Origin of the sequence: Lacimicrobium alkaliphilum, from assembly GCF_001466725.1 — a bacterium.
GTDB classification, from domain to species: Bacteria; Pseudomonadota; Gammaproteobacteria; order Enterobacterales; family Alteromonadaceae; genus Lacimicrobium; species Lacimicrobium alkaliphilum_B.
In genome coordinates this window covers 3,420,663-3,435,921 of the sequence record NZ_CP013650.1, presented here as the reverse complement: position 1 = coordinate 3,435,921, position 15,259 = coordinate 3,420,663, and the positions used below count along the sequence as shown (strand labels likewise).

The window sequence follows — 15,259 nt, the reverse complement described above, 5'->3', positions numbered from 1 at the left end:
ATTTATGACCATAATTAATGATCAGAACTATCCCAATCTCGACAAGCTTTTATGGGTAATGGATAAACTCCGTGACCCCGAGACTGGCTGCCCCTGGGACTTAAAACAAAGCTTTAAAACCATCGTGCCCTTTACGCTCGAAGAAGCCTATGAAGTGGCCGATGCTATTGAAACCAGTGGCCCGCAAGAGATCCGGGAAGAGCTTGGCGACCTGTTATTTCAGGTGGTGTTCTATGCGCGGTTGGGCAAAGAACAGGCCTTGTTTGATTTTGAAGATATAGCCGCAACCATGGCGGAAAAGCTTATTCGTCGCCACCCCCATGTCTTTGCTGACAAAGAATTTACTGAAGCCGAGGTAAAAGCCAACTGGGAAGCAGAAAAAGCCAGAGAACGGGCGCAGAAATCAAAGGGCCAGACCAGCGTGCTGGATAATATCCCAGTGGCCCTGCCTGCGCTGACCCGCGCCGCCAAGATCCAGAAGCGCTGTGCCAATGTGGGTTTCGACTGGCCCGATACAGAAGGGGTATTTGCCAAAATTCAGGAAGAGATCCTCGAAGTGCAGCAGGAACTTAATCAAACGGACATTAACCAGCAGGCGCTGGAAGAAGAAATCGGCGACCTGCTCTTCGCCACCGTCAATCTGGCCAGAAAACTAAAAAAAGATCCTGAATCTCTGCTGCGAGCTGCTAATAATAAATTTGAAGGCCGCTTCCGGGCGGTAGAACAACATTTTGCTGAATCAAGCACACCCATGGAGCAAACCAGCTTAGAGCAAATGGAAGCAGTATGGCAAAAGATTAAACGGTCGGGCAAAGAAGGTTAGCCGGTTGCTGTACATCGCCGGAGCATGTTCCTTCAGGCACTGGACATAAAAAAAGCGCTCTTCCTGAGCGCTTTTTAATTGGAGAATAGAAGGTTATGTTAGCGCGCCTTACGGCGTGACAGCCACAGGCTAATCAAGCCCAGTCCCAGCAATGCCAGCGGGGCAGGTGCAGGAACTTCTGTGGGTTCACCAATCACCTGACCGGCAATGGTAGCACCATCAAAGGCCATGCCAGTGTCAAAGGCGCTGTCATTCCAGTTTACTACACCGATTTCCAGACGGTAGTCGCCAGCGGCGCCAATATTATAGGCAGCCTGTACCCAACCGGTATAACCGCAGCCAGTGTCGTAGCATGAACCTGAGTCACCACCTAAAGGAGACCAGTTTGGCGCACCACCGACAATAGGGGTGCTGCCGGGTGTCAGGCTGGCCACAGGAGCAGGCATACCAAAGCCGGGCACAGTATCACCGCCATCGTCACGGGTTCTGGCGGTAAACAGCAGGGCGATTTCATTTGAGTCGGCGTCCAGCAGACGTGCCCAGGCATAATCGGCATAACCGGCACCGTCGGAGGTAACAAAGTTAAAATAGAACTCCAGCGAATCACCGGAGTTTGCTGCAAATACCGGCGAGGTAATTACAGAACCGGTAGTCGGAGAGCCACCGTCGCCGTCACCAACTCCTGGTAAACCGACACCACTAACACCACCATCGGTGGTCACATAACCATATTGGCTGTCACCGAAGGGGGAGAGGGTCACATCACCATCAGCGCCCAAAGTGCCATAGTTGCCTGTTCCGGTCCAGCCTGTCAGCAGAATCGCAGAGGCCGGTGCGGCTGCCAGCATGCTCGCCATTGCAAAAGCCGCTGCTTTTAATGTATTTCTTAGTTTCATAAAGCTACTCCCTGATTTCTTATGAGGTTTTATATGCAATGTAGGGAATGCTTAAACCGTGCCAAAATAAAAAATCATTAATAAACAACGATATAAGTTTCAAGTGGATCAAAATGTAAACAAGCTTGTAAATATTTCCGACAATATAGTGCGGAGATTTTTATACCTGAAGTATAAAACGTTGGTTTTTCAGCCATTGTGCAATAGGCTTAAAGCATCACAGATATGCAAATGTATATCTGTGACTTATCAACATAAGGATGCTTTGTGATAGCCCATCGTCATTTTGCCAGCCTCAGGTTGCGTCAGTTTCTGGCTCCGGAATCCGTGGAGGAGTTTGACAGTTGGTTTTTTATGGGGCGTGAATGGCTGGGGGAAGCGTTTGGGGCCACAGAGTTTCTGCGTTCCAAGTCAGTACCTGATGATACCCGCCTGATTAGCCTGGATTTGCTTAACCTGCCCCCACAAAAAGCAACAATGATCCTTAGCAGCTTAGATATGCCGGTACGGCCAGGTATGTCAGAGGCAGAGCTCCTGACTCTTTTTGGTGCACCGGCAAAAGTACATAATTTCCTGCCGGACAGAAAGGCGCTGGACTTTCAGGTTTTTCAGCCTGATCCTTATCAGCTTACCCTGACCCTGTTCAAAGAACAGGGCTTAGGTAAAGTGCTGGTACTGTCTGAGGTTTAGGGTTGAACCCTGCAGTTCAGAACTCTTTACTGAACAGTGATTCGAGATTTAATCCCTGATGGCCAAGCATATCCCGCAGCCGACGCAAAGCCTCAACCTGGATCTGGCGCACCCGCTCTCTGGTCAGGCCGATTTCTGCACCCACATCTTCCAGTGTCGAAGGCTCGTACCCCATCAGGCCAAAGCGTCTGGCCAGGACTTCACGCTGTTTGGGATTGAGTTCATGTAGCCAGTGGATGATGCTGCTTTTCATGTCTTTATCCTGCAGCTCCGCCTCCGGACCATGGCCTTTTTCATCGGCAATAATATCCAGCAGGGCTTTGTCATTATCACTGCCGATCGGTGTATCTACAGAGCTGATGCGCTCATTCAGGCGCAGCATTTTAGTGATGTCTTCCACCGGTCTTTCCAGGGCGGCGGCGATTTCTTCCGCGGTGGGCTCATGATCCAGTTTTTGTGCCAGCTCTCTTGCGGCACGCAGGTAAACATTCAGTTCTTTTACCACATGGATCGGTAAGCGTATGGTACGGGTCTGATTCATGATGGCCCGTTCAATGGTTTGACGGATCCACCAGGTGGCATAAGTGGAAAAACGAAAGCCCCTTTCCGGATCAAACTTTTCCACTGCCCGAATAAGGCCCAAATTACCTTCTTCAATCAGGTCCAGCAGTGCCAGCCCACGGTTGTTGTAGCGACGGGCTATTTTTACTACCAGGCGAAGATTGCTGACGATCATTCGTTTTCTGGAAGCATCGTCCCCTTTCAGGGCGCGGCGTGCGAAATACACTTCTTCTTCGGCGCTGAGCAGTGGAGAAAAGCCGATTTCTCCTAGATAGAGTTGGGTGGCATCGAGGTTTCTGGGGGTGTCTTCCTGATTAGCCAGGATTTCTTCCATTGGATCTACATCGTTATCGCTATCTTCGATTTCAGATTCGATAACGTCTTCTACTTCTTCAGTCAGGTCGACATCTTTCAATTTCTTTTGACCCATGACAGCATCTCCAGCAGGTTGTGGGGTGGTTTAATAGTTCTCCTTTCGTTTATTATTATTCTTTATTGTTATTATCTTCTGGGCAGAAACCTAAGCGGATCCACAGATTTGCCTTTGTAGCGCACTTCAAAATGAAGCATAACCTGCGATGTACCACTGTCTCCCATTTTTGCTATTTGCTGGCCCGCCTCAATCCAGTCCTGTTCTTTTACCAGGATGTCCTGATTGTGGGCATAGGCCGTGAGGTAGGCATCTGTATGTTTAATAATAACCAGATTACCGAACCCCCTTAACGCATTGCCAGTGTACACAACTTTACCAGCCGCTGACGCCAGAACGGGCGTACCACGTACATTGGCAATATCTATTCCTTTGTTTCCCTGTTCCTTCAGTGAGAAGCGCCCGACCAGCTTTCCTTCAGCGGGCCACAGCCATTGACTCACTTGCGCAGGAAATGTCTGCCCGGGAGTCTGACTGCTACTCTTTTGAGCAGCTTCAGATTTACCATACGCCTGCTTTTTCGGAGGGTCAACTGTCTGATTTGTGTTTATTTTTGAGGTCTGACCAGTCTGGCGTTCTATCGGTTTAGCCGTCTTTTTAACAGGCTCGATCAGGTCTAATTGCTGTCCAGGATAGATTCTGTAAGGGGCGCGGAGATCATTGATACGGGCCAGATCCCGATAATCATTACCTGAATACCAGGCAATAGAAAACAAGGTATCGCCCCGTTGCACAGTATAGGTTTTATTCTGCTGGAACTGGCGGAAGGATTTGGGCTGGCTGAGCTCCATTACCGGTGCAGGGGCAGTACGTGAGCCGCAGGCGCTCAACAGCATCACTAATAGCAACAATCCGACAGCCCTGCTGTGCATGGCTACCTCAAAAACAGATACAGCAATACTGCCAGTATCACCGTCGCCCAGCCGATGGCCTCAACGTATTGACGCAATTTGGCTTCCATAGGTGCTCCGCCCCATCGCATCAGCGCAGCGACCAGATAAAAGCGCATAGCCCGGCCGACAGTCGAGGCGATAACAAAAGGCAGAAACGCCATTTGCAGAAATCCGGCGCTGAGGGTGAATACCTTGTAGGGAATAGGGGAAAACCCGGCCAGAAATACAACCCAGACACCGTAAAGTTCAAACCATGCAATGGCCCTTTCCACTTTGCCGGTATAACCCATCTGTTCTATCAGGGGTTGTAGCAATGAATCATAGGCCAGCCATCCAAGCAGATAGCCAGCTATGCCGCCAGCCACCGATGCCAGCGTGGTAATCAGTGCATAAAACCAGGCTTTGTCCGGCCGGGCCAGGGCCATGGGTGCAAGCATCACGTCCGGTGGGATAGGAAAAAACACGGATTCAGCAAAGGTCATGCCACTGAGATAAGCCGGAGCATGTCTGTGCCTGGCCCATAACATGGCCTTGTCGTAGCAATACTCAAAAATCTTCACACAATATTCCCGGGTACCAGAGGAACAAAGCGCACAGCTTCGACCTTCTGTTGATCAAACTCATCACCATGGCGGGTAATGGCATAGAGTTGCTGGCTGTTGTCACCCACCGGGATGATCAGTCGGCCACCGTCAGTAAGTTGCTCCAGTAGTTTTTCCGGAACATAGCTGGCTGCAGCAGTAACGATAATGGCATCGAAGGGCCCTTTACTGGCCCAGCCCTGCCAGCCGTCACCATGTTTCATGGCGATATTGTGCAGATCCAGTGATTGCATTCGCCTCTTGGCCTGATATTGCAACGCTTTGATGCGTTCAACACTGAAAACCTTGCCAAATAACTGCGCCAGAATGGCGGTCTGATAGCCGGAGCCGGTACCAATTTCCAGAATGGTGTTAGCCTGATTCGGTGCAGCCAGCAGCAATTCTGTCATTCTGGCGACAATATAAGGTTGTGAGATGGTTTGTCCCTGGCCTATGGGCAGGGCCGTATTCTGATAAGCTTTGTGCTTAAGTGCGTCGGGCAGAAACAGTTCTCTGGGAGTGGCGGCAATGGCTTTTAAAACCTGAGGATTACGGATCCCTTCCTGTTGCAGTAACAGGGCCAGAGTCTCGCCTTTGCGCGAATGGGAACGTTGTGTATGGCTCATTATTTTTCTGTTTTCTTGTTATGATTTTAAGGTTTTTCTATCCAGCTCTGCATATCATCGAGGCTCTGATAGGCCGTCATATCAACACTTAGCGGGGTCACGGAGCAATAGCCATTGGCAATGGCATTGAAGTCTGTGCCGGGACCGGCGTCCTGTTCCTGGCCGACCTTACCATACCAATAGATTTCACGGCCCCAGGGATCCTGGCTGCGAACCATAGATTCTGCACGGTGACGCCGTCCCTGCCGTGTCACCTGCACACCCTGTAACTGGTTATGTGGCAGATCAGGAACATTCACATTGAGGATCTGATCGGCCGGCAGGGCATGAGTTGCCATGCGTTGGATCAGCTCACAGACGACTTTTGCGGCGGTTTCAAAATGCCCGCCTGATAGTTGCACAGTGAAACAGCAATAGCCGGCAGGCCCATATAACGGCCCTCTGTGGCAGCGGCTACCGTACCGGAATAGATCACATCATCGCCTAAATTGGCACCATGATTGATACCAGACACGACCAGCTCAGGATCCTCGTCCAGAAAACTGTTGATGCCCAGATGAACACAATCAGAAGGCGTGCCGTTGACGGCATAAAAGCCGCTTTTCATTTTCTGTATACGCAATGGTTGTTGCAGCGAGAGGGCGTTACTGGCACCGCTGCAATTGCGATCCGGGGCAATAACGGTGACATCATGTTGTTCAGACAGAGCGAGGTAGAGGCTTGCAAGCCCTTCGGCATGTACGCCGTCGTCATTGCTCAGTAGTATGCGCATGTTCTGTCCCTTTTGTTTGTTCTTCTGCTGTTAGCACTTCCCTTACCAGCGCGGTAGCGAAGCCACCAGGTGGTAAGCTGAATGTCAGTCTCAGGGTATCTTCTGCTATCTGCCACTGGAGATGGTCCGGCAGCAGATTAATGGCACGCCTGTCCTGCTTGAGTCCTAACGCTTCAAGGCCTTTGCTCAGCATTTCATATTGTCCGGCAACCTGCTGCTCAAACTGCAGCGCGTCGGCCCGGCTGTCCGGTAACCCCTGACCCCAAAGAGGCGCAGAGAGTAAGATATCGCCGCTGCGTAATCTGTTGCCCAGCTCCTCATCCACCGCCTCGGCACAGAAATAACTGTTAGAGCCAGACAGCACCATGATATCTCCTGTCAGGATCTTATCAAAGTGGCCAAGCCGAATTCGTTCACTGAGGGTTTGATTGAACAACCAGGCGCGCAGCGCCGATATGGCCATGGCGCGTTTCTGACGATTACGTATGCTCTCACCCTGAAGCATGCGTAAACCAAGGTGAAGATTGCCGTTGTTGATGCCAAAGCGCTGGGGACCAAAATAGTTGGGTACGCCCTGACTGAGCTTTTCCAGCCTTTGTTCCAGGGCATCGCTGTGTTTCAGATCTCTTAGCACCAGTTCAAATTTGTTGCCCTTATGAATGCCTGTCCGTAATTTCTTATTATGTCTTTTTGTTTCCAGAATCTGAGCGCCGGGCAGGGAAAAGTCTTTCCAGTCAGGGTCATACTTACCGGGCATATGTACACCGAACCATTGCTCCGTGATCGCATATTTGTCTTTGCGACCGGAAAAGGTCACGGCCCGGGGATGGACACCGGCGAAACGCGCCAGTTGTTCGGCCACATAAGCCGTATTCAGCCCGGATTTACGCAGCCATACATAGATGTGCTCACCTTCACCACAAGGCTCGAATCCGAGCACTTCTTTGACAATAAAATCTTCCGGCTGCTGTTTAAGCAGTCCGCTGGCCTGCGGCTTACCCCAGAGATAAGCCCAGTGTTGGGTATCGAGAATCAATTAATCCGCCCTATGTTGAGGTACTAATAATACGACAGCGTGGCAGCCAATACCTTCTTTGCGGCCGGTAAAACCGAGTTTCTCTGTGGTGGTGGCCTTGGCATTGATTTGGCTGATATGGGCATCGAGGTCGGCTGCGATGTTTTCGCGCATGGCATCAATGTGCGGGGACATTTTCGGGGATTCCGCTATCAGTGTCATATCCAGATTGCCCAGCTTAAAGCCCTTTTGTTTCACCAATGAGAACACATGGCGCAGCAGTGTCCGGCTGTCGGCATCGGCATATTCTGCATCGGTATCCGGGAAATGCTTACCAATATCACCCAGGGCCAGCGCGCCAAGCAATGCATCACAGATGGCATGTAAGGCCACATCACCATCTGAGTGTGCAAGCAGTCCCTGCACATAATCTATGCTGACCCCGCCGATGATAATGGGGCCGGTGCCCCCGAACCGATGCACATCAAAACCATGTCCTATGCGAATATTCATTTCATGTTCCCCCGGGTCTTCTTCATTCGCTGTAGATAAAATTCCGCCAGCGCCAGATCTTCCGGATGAGTGATTTTTATGTTGCAGGGATCGCCCTGTACCAGCCTCACCTTGCCCCCGGCCCATTCTATGGCTGAGGCCTCATCCGTAATACTGATGTTCTGAGCCAGCGCATTGCTCAGAGCATGCTGTAATTGTGCGCGGGGAAAAAACTGTGGCGTTAATGCGTGCCAGAGGTGCTCGCGTTCTTCGGTCCGCAGCACCAGCCCCTGTTCATCGGCGCGCTTCATGGTGTCACGCACGGGCGTTGCCAGAATGCCACCCTCATTCCCCCCGGCGAGCGCCAGCAGTTTGTCGATATCGGTATGGGGTAAGCAAGGCCGGGCCGCATCGTGTACCAACACCCATTCAGACATCCGGGCTTGCTGCAGGCCATTAAGGACCGAGTCGGCGCGCTCTTTACCACCATTTATCACTGTCAGCCAGGGAACTGAGGCGATCCCGAGTTTGTTGAACCAGGGGTCTTGTGGATGCAACGCCAGAATAATGTGCTGAATGCGCGGATGTGCGATCAGGTTGAGCAGGCAATGCTCGAGTATGGTTTTACCGGCCAGGGATAAATATTGTTTGGGGATGTCGGACTGCATCCGTTTGCCGATTCCGGCGGCTGGCACTACTGCGCAAAATGCGTCTGAACTGGGAGGCATCATATCCTAGGGTTGTTGCTCAGGAGGTAAGATTCGGTAGAAGGTTTCGCCTTCTTTTATCATGCCTAATTCATTGCGGGCACGTTCTTCAATGGCATCCATACCTATCTTGAGATCTTCGATATCGGCTTTAAGCAGACTATTGCGTTGTGCAAGATTAGCATTTTGCTCCCTCATCTGCTGCGTTTCCTGCTGCATCTGCCAATAATCAGGAATGCTGTTCTTGCCAAACCAGAGACGGTACTGCAGCAGGCACAGCAGTGTTATTAACACCAGGCTTATCCATTTCATCTGCCACCACCTTTGCTCGACTCTTTCTCACTGCAATTATGCCGACTGCAGGATTTGCCGCAATGTTTTTATTGATGAGAGAGTGGCGCAAGCCACTCATTTCACAGCCAGCCTTTGTATTTAAAAAATAAATACGGGGTAATGCCGGAGATCACCATCAGCCCCAGGGCCCAGGGATAGCCCAGCATCCACTGTAACTCCGGCATATTGACAAAGTTCATGCCGTACATACTGGCCACCAAAGTAGGGGGCAGGAATACCACCGCAGCTATAGAGAAAATTTTGATGATCTGGTTCTGTTCGATATTGATAAAGCCCTGGGTGGAGTCCATCAGAAAGTTAATTTTATCGAACAGGAAAGTGGTGTGGGACATCAGCGTATCGATGTCACGCATGATTTCTCTGCAGGATTCCTGCAACTCAGGGTAGCTTCGCAAGTGACGCAGCAGAAACGAAATTGCCCTTTGAGTATCCATCAGACACAGGCGTATTTTGCCATTACTGTCCTCTGATTTGGCCAACTGGGCAATGGCTTCCTCGAGATCGGAATTCTCTTCTTCAAGCACCAGATAGCTGGTGTTTTCCAGATTGCGATGAATATCTTCCAGATTATCTGCCAGGTTTTCCACTTTCTGCTCCAGCAGAGTGACCAGTAACTCGGCAGGGGAGTGGCTTTCCACCTGTCCGCGACGCGCACGCATGCGCAACAGGCGAAAATCAGCCAGCTCAGTATCCCGTATCGTAATCAGGCGGTTAGGCTGTAAGATACAGGCCACTGAACTGGTAGCATGGCGACCTTCACTCTGGGTCAGAAACATGGAATGCACATGTATACCGGCCTGATCGACAAAATAACGGGCCGAGGCTTCGATCTCCTCCATCTCGTCGGAGATCGGCAAATCCAGTCGCATCAGATTTTGTAAGCCTTCCCTTTCAATCTCTTCGGGTTCCTGAGCATCCACCCAATGGGCCTGGCCGAGGGCATGATGGAGCTTGCCTTCTTCGGCGGCAATTTCGCCGATAATGCCTTTTTCAAATCTGAACAGTTTTAACATGCCACCCCCATCAGAGTTGCGGGAAGATTACGCTATACCCCAGATAGCCTGTATAGCCTATGTAAACAAGCAACAGCAGCAAGCCTTCAAATCGATTGATGCGGCCCTGTCCTTTGAGACCGATACCCATAATCAGCAGACCGACTGTGAGTCCAAGCATCAGCAGCCAGTCCCGTTGCAATACATCTGGTTCAACCTGCAGCGGATGGATCCCTGCCGCGATACCCACGACCGCCAGGGTATTGAATAAATTTGAGCCGAGAATATTACCCAGAGCGAGATCATGCTCGCCCTTTTTCGCCGCCATCACGGATGAGGCCAGTTCGGGTAAGGAGGTACCGATGGCAACAATGGTCAGACCGATAATCAGGTCACTGACACCAAGAGTCTGAGCAATGCTGACCGCCCCCCAAACCAGAATACGGGAACTGATCACCAGCAGAATCAGACCGACTACCAGCCACAAAATCGCGTTTCTCAGGGGCATCGGACGGATGGCCAGTTCACTGTCTACTTCGGCTGATAAGATATCCTGTCTTTGCGACAGCCCTTGCCTGACAGACCAACCCATCAGGGCAAAGAGCACCAGCAGCAGGACCACAGCATCGAGACCCGATAGAAATCCATCATACAATTGCCAGCCAGCCAACAGGGTAACAGCCAACAGCAGGGGCAGCTCCTTGCGGATAATCTGGGATTGCACTGCGATGGGGGAAATCAGCGCGGTAATACCCAGGATCAGGGCAATGTTGGTAATGTTTGAGCCATAGGCGTTACCCAGCGCCAGGCTGGGATTACCATCAGCTGCGGCCATGGCGGAAACCACCATTTCTGGCGCAGAGGTACCAAAGCCAATGATCACAATACCGATCAGCAAGGAAGGCATACCAGCATGTTTTGCGGTTGCTGATGCACCCTCAACAAACTTATCGGCACTGTATACCAGTAGCACAAGTCCGGCGATGACAGCGAGCAACGGCAATAACATGAGTGAATCCTCTATCAGGTATAAGATCTGCGGCGTCTTTTTATCCTAACTTGGGCTACAGGTAAATGCATCTTTACCATTTATCTGATTTTTTTACCGGGCTAAGTACCGGCCATGGCAGCGGAATCTGCCATGGCCGCCTGATTAGTCTCCCAGGCTCAGCAGGCTGGCATTACCGCCAATCGCGGTAATGTTGTTGGTGCGGGTTTTTTCTGTGATAAAGCGATACAGATAGTGAGGCCCCCCGGCCTTCGGCCCTGTGCCTGACAAGCCCTGACCACCAAAGGGTTGTACGCCAACCACGGCACCTATCTGGTTGCGGTTGATATACACATTGCCAACATTCACCATATCGGCAATATAGGCGGCCATAGACTCATTACGGCTGTGAATCCCTAATGTCAGGCCAAAGCCTGTACCATTAATATCGTTAATCACTTTATTCAGCTCTTTGGCTTTGTACTTCACCACATGTAGCACAGGGCCAAAGTGTTCCTTGTCGAGCTCATTGATGTTACTGATTTCAACGGCGACAGGCTGTACAAAGGTGCCTTTTTCGGTTTCTTGTGGCATCGGAGCCCTGCCCAGAACTTTACCTTTTTCACTGATAGCAGCGATATGATCCTTAAGGCCCTGCTGAGCCTTTTCATCAATTACCGGGCCAACATCGGTTTTATACTGGATAGGATCCCCGACACTTAATTCCTGCATGGCGCCCTGAAGCAGATCTAATACCCGCTCGGCATTATCTTCCTGAATATACAGTACACGCAAAGCGCTGCAGCGCTGACCCGCACTGGTAAAGGCAGAATGAACCACATCCTGTACCACCTGTTCCGGTAACGCGGTGCTATCCACTATCATGGCATTCTGGCCACCGGTTTCTGCGATCAGTGTGGCAATGGCACCGTCGCGCTCTGCCAGAGCCCTGTTGATGGCTTTGGCCGTCACAGTGCTGCCGGTAAAACAGATTCCGCAGATACGCTCGTCGCTGGACAATTTACTGCCGACCTCTGCGCCAGTGCCTGGCAACAGCTGTATTGCATCACCGGGAATGCCGGCTTCGAGCATCAGTTGTACTGCCCGATAGGCGACCAGACTGGTTTGTTCGGCCGGTTTGGCGATCACGGTATTACCGGTTACCAGAGCGGCCACGACCTGGCCTGTAAAGATAGCCAGTGGAAAGTTCCACGGACTGATACAGGCAAATACACCACGGGCCTGCACAAAAAGCTCATTCAGCTCACCGGTTGGACCCATTAATGGCCCTTCGTAGGCATACAGCTTTCTTGCTTCCTGAGCGTAATAGCGGCAGAAATCCACGGCCTCTCGTACTTCGTCGATACCATCCTGCAGCAACTTGCCACCTTCAAGCGTACACAGGGCAATCAGCTCGTGACGATGCTCCTCCATCAGATCTGCGAATTCCTCCAGTGCACTGGCGCGCATTTCCACTGAGGTGCGGCTCCAGTTGGGAAAGGCATTATGGGCGGTGGCAATAGCCTGCTCGATACCTTCTGCATCGGCCCAGTAAACATGCCCAACCTGATGGGACAGATCCTGTGGTGATACAACCTGATTGACCTGGCCGGTAGTCAGGGTCTCGCCATTGACGACAGGACCGCCGTGCCACTGGTGATCTTTAAAGGCCGTGACTTTTTCCATAAAGGGCTGGTACTGAGACTGAATATTCAGATTCAGGCCACGGGAATTTTCCCTGTGCAGGTAAATATTCCCGGGCAGGGGGATCTGATCATTAGACAGCGTCGGTAAATTTTTCAGATAGTCCAGTGGATGGTTAACCAGCGATTCTACCGGTGTATCGGGGTCTACCAGTTTGTGCACAAAAGAGCTGTTAGCGCCGTTTTCCAGCAAGCGTCTGACCAGGTAGGGCAACAGATCTTTATGTGCACCTACTGGTGCGTATATACGCACATTGATATTGGATTTCTCATCCAGAATGCAGTCATATAACTCTTCACCCATGCCATGCAGACGCTGGAATTCAAAATCCCGGCCGGCGGCCATGCGTTTAATGGCGATAACGGTGTGGGCATTGTGAGTGGCAAACTGTGGGTAGATAGCGCCAAGCGTGTGCTCACTGAGCAGAAAACGGGCACAGGCCAGATAACTTGCGTCTGTGCTGGCTTTGCGGGTAAATACCGGATAACTGTCGGTTCCCATTTGCTGACAAAGCTTAATTTCTGTATCCCAGTAAGCGCCTTTGACCAGACGCACGGGGATCAAATCACCCTGTTCCCTGGCTAACTGAGAGATCCAGATCAAAACAGGCAGTGCCCGTTTGGAATAGGTTTGCACGACAAGTCCCAGGTTGCCCCAGCCTTTAGCGGCAGGGCTGCGGTAGACCTTCTCAAACAGTTTGAGGGATAATTCCAGACGATCCGCTTCTTCAGCGTCAATGCTTACGCCGACACTTTTACTGCGGGCCAGCTCTACCAGCTTGATCACCGACTCACTCAATTCTGACATCACCCGCTCTTCATTCGCCGACTCATAACGAGGGTGCAGAGCTGAGAGTTTGATGGATATGGTCGGTGGTGCCGGGTGCTGCTTGTCGAACTTTTCCTGGCCAATAGCCTCAATGGCTTCGGCGTAGGCGTCGAAATACTTGTCAGCGTCGCTGCGGGTAAGCGCTGCTTCGCCGAGCATATCGTAAGAGTGGGTATAACCCTCTTTGCGTTGTTTACGGCTGTACTTGAGCGCTTCGCTGATATTTCTGCCCAATACAAACTGGCGGCCCATAATGCTCATGGCGGCATACATGGCTTTGCGTACAACGGGCTCACCCAGGCGGGAGACCAGTTTATCCAGCACCTTGTCGCTGTTGGCGCTGCCTCTGTTATCCAGATGGAAGAGTTTACCGGTAAGCATCAGACCCCAGGTGGAGGCATTGACCAGCAATGATTCGCTTTGTTTGAGATGACTGCGCCAGTCTGCCCCTGACAATTTGTCTTTGATAAGGGCGTCGGCGGTGGCCGCATCAGGAATACGTAACAGGGCTTCTGCCAGACACATCAGGATCACTCCTTCGTGGGTATCCAGACTGTATTCCTGCAAAAAGGCATCGATGCTGTCTCCACTGGCCGCTTCCTTACGCACTTCTTCCACCAGTTTCGAGGCTTCCTGCCTGATTTCATCCAGAGTCTGCTGATCCTGGGGGATAAGCCTGATCAGCTCCTTAAGGTAAACATTTTCATCGACCATATAGTTGTCGCTGATGATGCCGGGAAGCTCGGCAAGAGAAGGAAGCTGATAGTCGTCGTTGAATATTTCACTGGCTCTAAACATGATCAAACCTATTAATGCGGGCAGCGCCCATATCAACCAGATGCCGGATATAAAAATACAGACACCTACCTAATTTTCGCGGAGTATATCGGTCAAAAAACCGATTGTATACAAAATACAACTCCTTTTTTGCCATGCTCAACGCAAGGCAATTGTTACCCCGGGACATCATCGCGAATATGCGGCGAAGGTGCGGGTAACTGAAGTCAAAATGCCATTTTCTGGCTTGCTTAAATCCAGCATGGGGATTAAAAAAGACCCGGTAAAGACCGGGTCAGGGAAGAAGAGTCAGATAAGTGTTAAGCCTGGTTTACAAAGCCCGGGCTAAGGCTGGGATTAAGGCAGCGCTCAGGTTACATCCAGTTATCGTTGCGGCGGCGCTTTCTCGGAATTAGCATCAGTATGACACCAAGAATTAGTCCGCCTAAGGCAATAATGCCTCCGCGGGTCAGCCATTCTATTTGTATTTTGTTGTCGATATTGGCCAGTTGCTGCTGAAGCTCACCGTGCTGTTGCTGAATTTCCTGCAACCTGGTTTGCAATTGCTCGTTGCGGGAACTCAGATCGAGGATCTGTTGATTGAGTAAATCGTTTTGCTGTTGTGTTTGCTCTAAATCTGCCTGAGCTTGTTGCAATGACTGTTCTAACTGCGGAACGGACTCACGTACCGAGGGGGTATCGCTGATAAATCTGTTGTCTACCCATCCTGTTCGCTCTTTGTCGTCGATAATTTCTACAAAGCCTTCTTCGTCATTACGTTGCAACAGAGTGACTGCTGTGCCGGCAACTACAGAGCCCAGAATACGGTAATTACGACCAGGGCCCGCATGGATAAAGGTATAAAGATCATCGGAAATATAAACGGTGGTATCACTGGCCGATTCAGTCTGATTGTCCTGTGCGTTGGCCTGACTGAGCATCAGCCCGGCGAGCAGGCTCAGGCCCACAAGCTGTAAAAAAAATTTTGTCATGGGTGCAATTGGTCTCGATGATTTTTTTAGATGGTATGGCGAGTGGCGAGGAAAGGCAAGTGATACAACTGCGCATCATATCAGACGGGGAATTGCCAAGAGCTGAGCTTAGGGTTAATGTTTGTGACCTGTTACAAA

Annotated in this window: 15 protein-coding genes and 1 pseudogene; 2 read left to right on the top strand and 14 right to left on the bottom strand. The window is 51.0% G+C overall.

Annotation, left to right across the window (positions count from 1 at the left end; all coding sequences use genetic code 11):
* The first annotated feature begins 4 nt into the window (after positions 1–4).
* A complete protein-coding gene (gene mazG / locus AT746_RS15540; protein WP_062482047.1) occupies positions 5–823 on the top strand; it encodes a nucleoside triphosphate pyrophosphohydrolase in 819 nt (272 codons plus the stop codon).
* Positions 824–921: 98 nt separating this feature from the next.
* Here the strand turns inward: mazG and AT746_RS15535 are convergent, their stop codons facing one another.
* The gene (locus AT746_RS15535) at positions 922–1,719 is read right to left on the bottom strand and encodes an NF038132 family protein (RefSeq protein ID WP_062482044.1); all 798 of its coding nucleotides are present in this window, start codon (positions 1,717–1,719) and stop codon (positions 922–924) included.
* Between the two features lie 267 nt (positions 1,720–1,986).
* On the opposite strand from AT746_RS15535, the gene AT746_RS15530 reads away from it, so the two are divergent.
* Entirely contained in the window at positions 1,987–2,409 is a 423-nt protein-coding gene (locus AT746_RS15530; protein ID WP_062482036.1) for a hypothetical protein, read from the top strand.
* A gap of 16 nt (positions 2,410–2,425) precedes the next feature.
* On the opposite strand, the gene rpoS is transcribed toward AT746_RS15530, so the two are convergent.
* From rpoS to AT746_RS15465, 13 genes and pseudogenes are all read right to left on the bottom strand, one after another.
* Positions 2,426–3,400: an RNA polymerase sigma factor RpoS gene (gene rpoS, locus AT746_RS15525; protein WP_062482034.1), complete on the bottom strand. Its 975-nt coding sequence runs from the start codon at positions 3,398–3,400 to the stop codon at positions 2,426–2,428.
* A 71-nt stretch (positions 3,401–3,471) separates the two neighbouring features.
* A complete protein-coding gene (locus AT746_RS15520; protein WP_062482030.1) occupies positions 3,472–4,272 on the bottom strand; it encodes a peptidoglycan DD-metalloendopeptidase family protein in 801 nt (266 codons plus the stop codon).
* A 2-nt stretch (positions 4,273–4,274) separates the two neighbouring features.
* Positions 4,275–4,853 (bottom strand): YqaA family protein, encoded by a 579-nt coding sequence (locus AT746_RS15515; RefSeq protein WP_062482027.1) that lies wholly within the window; start codon positions 4,851–4,853, stop codon positions 4,275–4,277.
* Complete coding sequence (locus AT746_RS15510) at positions 4,850–5,500, bottom strand: protein-L-isoaspartate(D-aspartate) O-methyltransferase (protein ID WP_062482025.1); 651 nt, start codon at positions 5,498–5,500, stop codon at positions 4,850–4,852. The genes AT746_RS15515 and AT746_RS15510 overlap by 4 nt, the downstream gene beginning before the upstream one ends.
* Positions 5,501–5,526: 26 nt before the next feature.
* Positions 5,527–6,272, bottom strand: a pseudogene (gene surE / locus AT746_RS15505) (5'/3'-nucleotidase SurE).
* The gene (gene truD / locus AT746_RS15500) at positions 6,250–7,308 is read right to left on the bottom strand and encodes a tRNA pseudouridine(13) synthase TruD (protein ID WP_231730954.1); all 1,059 of its coding nucleotides are present in this window, start codon (positions 7,306–7,308) and stop codon (positions 6,250–6,252) included. Before truD ends, surE begins: the two are co-directional and overlap by 23 nt.
* Positions 7,309–7,800 carry a 2-C-methyl-D-erythritol 2,4-cyclodiphosphate synthase gene (gene ispF, locus AT746_RS15495; protein ID WP_062482022.1) on the bottom strand — a complete coding sequence of 164 codons (492 nt, stop codon included), beginning with the start codon at positions 7,798–7,800 and terminating at the stop codon, positions 7,309–7,311. It abuts the gene before it with no gap.
* Entirely contained in the window at positions 7,797–8,507 is a 711-nt protein-coding gene (gene ispD, locus AT746_RS15490) for a 2-C-methyl-D-erythritol 4-phosphate cytidylyltransferase (RefSeq protein ID WP_062484294.1), read from the bottom strand. The genes ispF and ispD overlap by 4 nt, the downstream gene beginning before the upstream one ends.
* Positions 8,508–8,513: 6 nt before the next feature.
* Positions 8,514–8,798 carry a cell division protein FtsB gene (gene ftsB, locus AT746_RS15485; protein WP_062482019.1) on the bottom strand — a complete coding sequence of 95 codons (285 nt, stop codon included), beginning with the start codon at positions 8,796–8,798 and terminating at the stop codon, positions 8,514–8,516.
* Positions 8,799–8,899: 101 nt separating this feature from the next.
* Entirely contained in the window at positions 8,900–9,853 is a 954-nt protein-coding gene (gene corA / locus AT746_RS15480; RefSeq protein WP_062482016.1) for a magnesium/cobalt transporter CorA, read from the bottom strand.
* Positions 9,854–9,863: 10 nt separating this feature from the next.
* Entirely contained in the window at positions 9,864–10,841 is a 978-nt protein-coding gene (locus AT746_RS15475; protein WP_062482013.1) for a calcium/sodium antiporter, read from the bottom strand.
* Positions 10,842–10,985: 144 nt separating this feature from the next.
* Positions 10,986–14,150, bottom strand: coding sequence for a bifunctional proline dehydrogenase/L-glutamate gamma-semialdehyde dehydrogenase PutA (gene putA, locus AT746_RS15470; RefSeq protein ID WP_062484292.1), 3,165 nt, complete (start codon positions 14,148–14,150; stop codon positions 10,986–10,988).
* A gap of 353 nt (positions 14,151–14,503) precedes the next feature.
* Positions 14,504–15,121, bottom strand: coding sequence for a TIGR04211 family SH3 domain-containing protein (locus AT746_RS15465; RefSeq protein ID WP_062482010.1), 618 nt, complete (start codon positions 15,119–15,121; stop codon positions 14,504–14,506).
* Between the last annotated feature and the right edge of the window lie 138 nt (positions 15,122–15,259).

Bases quoted from the DNA above. Each gene is read 5' to 3' on its own strand.
- AT746_RS15475 (WP_062482013.1), bottom strand. From the start codon at position 10,841: ATGTTATTGCCGTTGCTCGCTGTCATCGCCGGACTTGTGCTACTGGTA.
- mazG (WP_062482047.1), top strand. From the start codon at position 5: ATGACCATAATTAATGATCAGAACTATCCCAATCTCGACAAGCTTTTA.
- rpoS (WP_062482034.1), bottom strand. From the start codon at position 3,400: ATGGGTCAAAAGAAATTGAAAGATGTCGACCTGACTGAAGAAGTAGAA.
- ftsB (WP_062482019.1), bottom strand. From the start codon at position 8,798: ATGAAATGGATAAGCCTGGTGTTAATAACACTGCTGTGCCTGCTGCAG.
- AT746_RS15520 (WP_062482030.1), bottom strand. From the start codon at position 4,272: ATGCACAGCAGGGCTGTCGGATTGTTGCTATTAGTGATGCTGTTGAGC.
- putA (WP_062484292.1), bottom strand. From the start codon at position 14,150: ATGTTTAGAGCCAGTGAAATATTCAACGACGACTATCAGCTTCCTTCT.
- AT746_RS15510 (WP_062482025.1), bottom strand. From the start codon at position 5,500: ATGAGCCATACACAACGTTCCCATTCGCGCAAAGGCGAGACTCTGGCC.
- AT746_RS15535 (WP_062482044.1), bottom strand. From the start codon at position 1,719: ATGAAACTAAGAAATACATTAAAAGCAGCGGCTTTTGCAATGGCGAGC.
- ispD (WP_062484294.1), bottom strand. From the start codon at position 8,507: ATGCCTCCCAGTTCAGACGCATTTTGCGCAGTAGTGCCAGCCGCCGGA.
- corA (WP_062482016.1), bottom strand. From the start codon at position 9,853: ATGTTAAAACTGTTCAGATTTGAAAAAGGCATTATCGGCGAAATTGCC.
- AT746_RS15465 (WP_062482010.1), bottom strand. From the start codon at position 15,121: ATGACAAAATTTTTTTTACAGCTTGTGGGCCTGAGCCTGCTCGCCGGG.
- ispF (WP_062482022.1), bottom strand. From the start codon at position 7,800: ATGAATATTCGCATAGGACATGGTTTTGATGTGCATCGGTTCGGGGGC.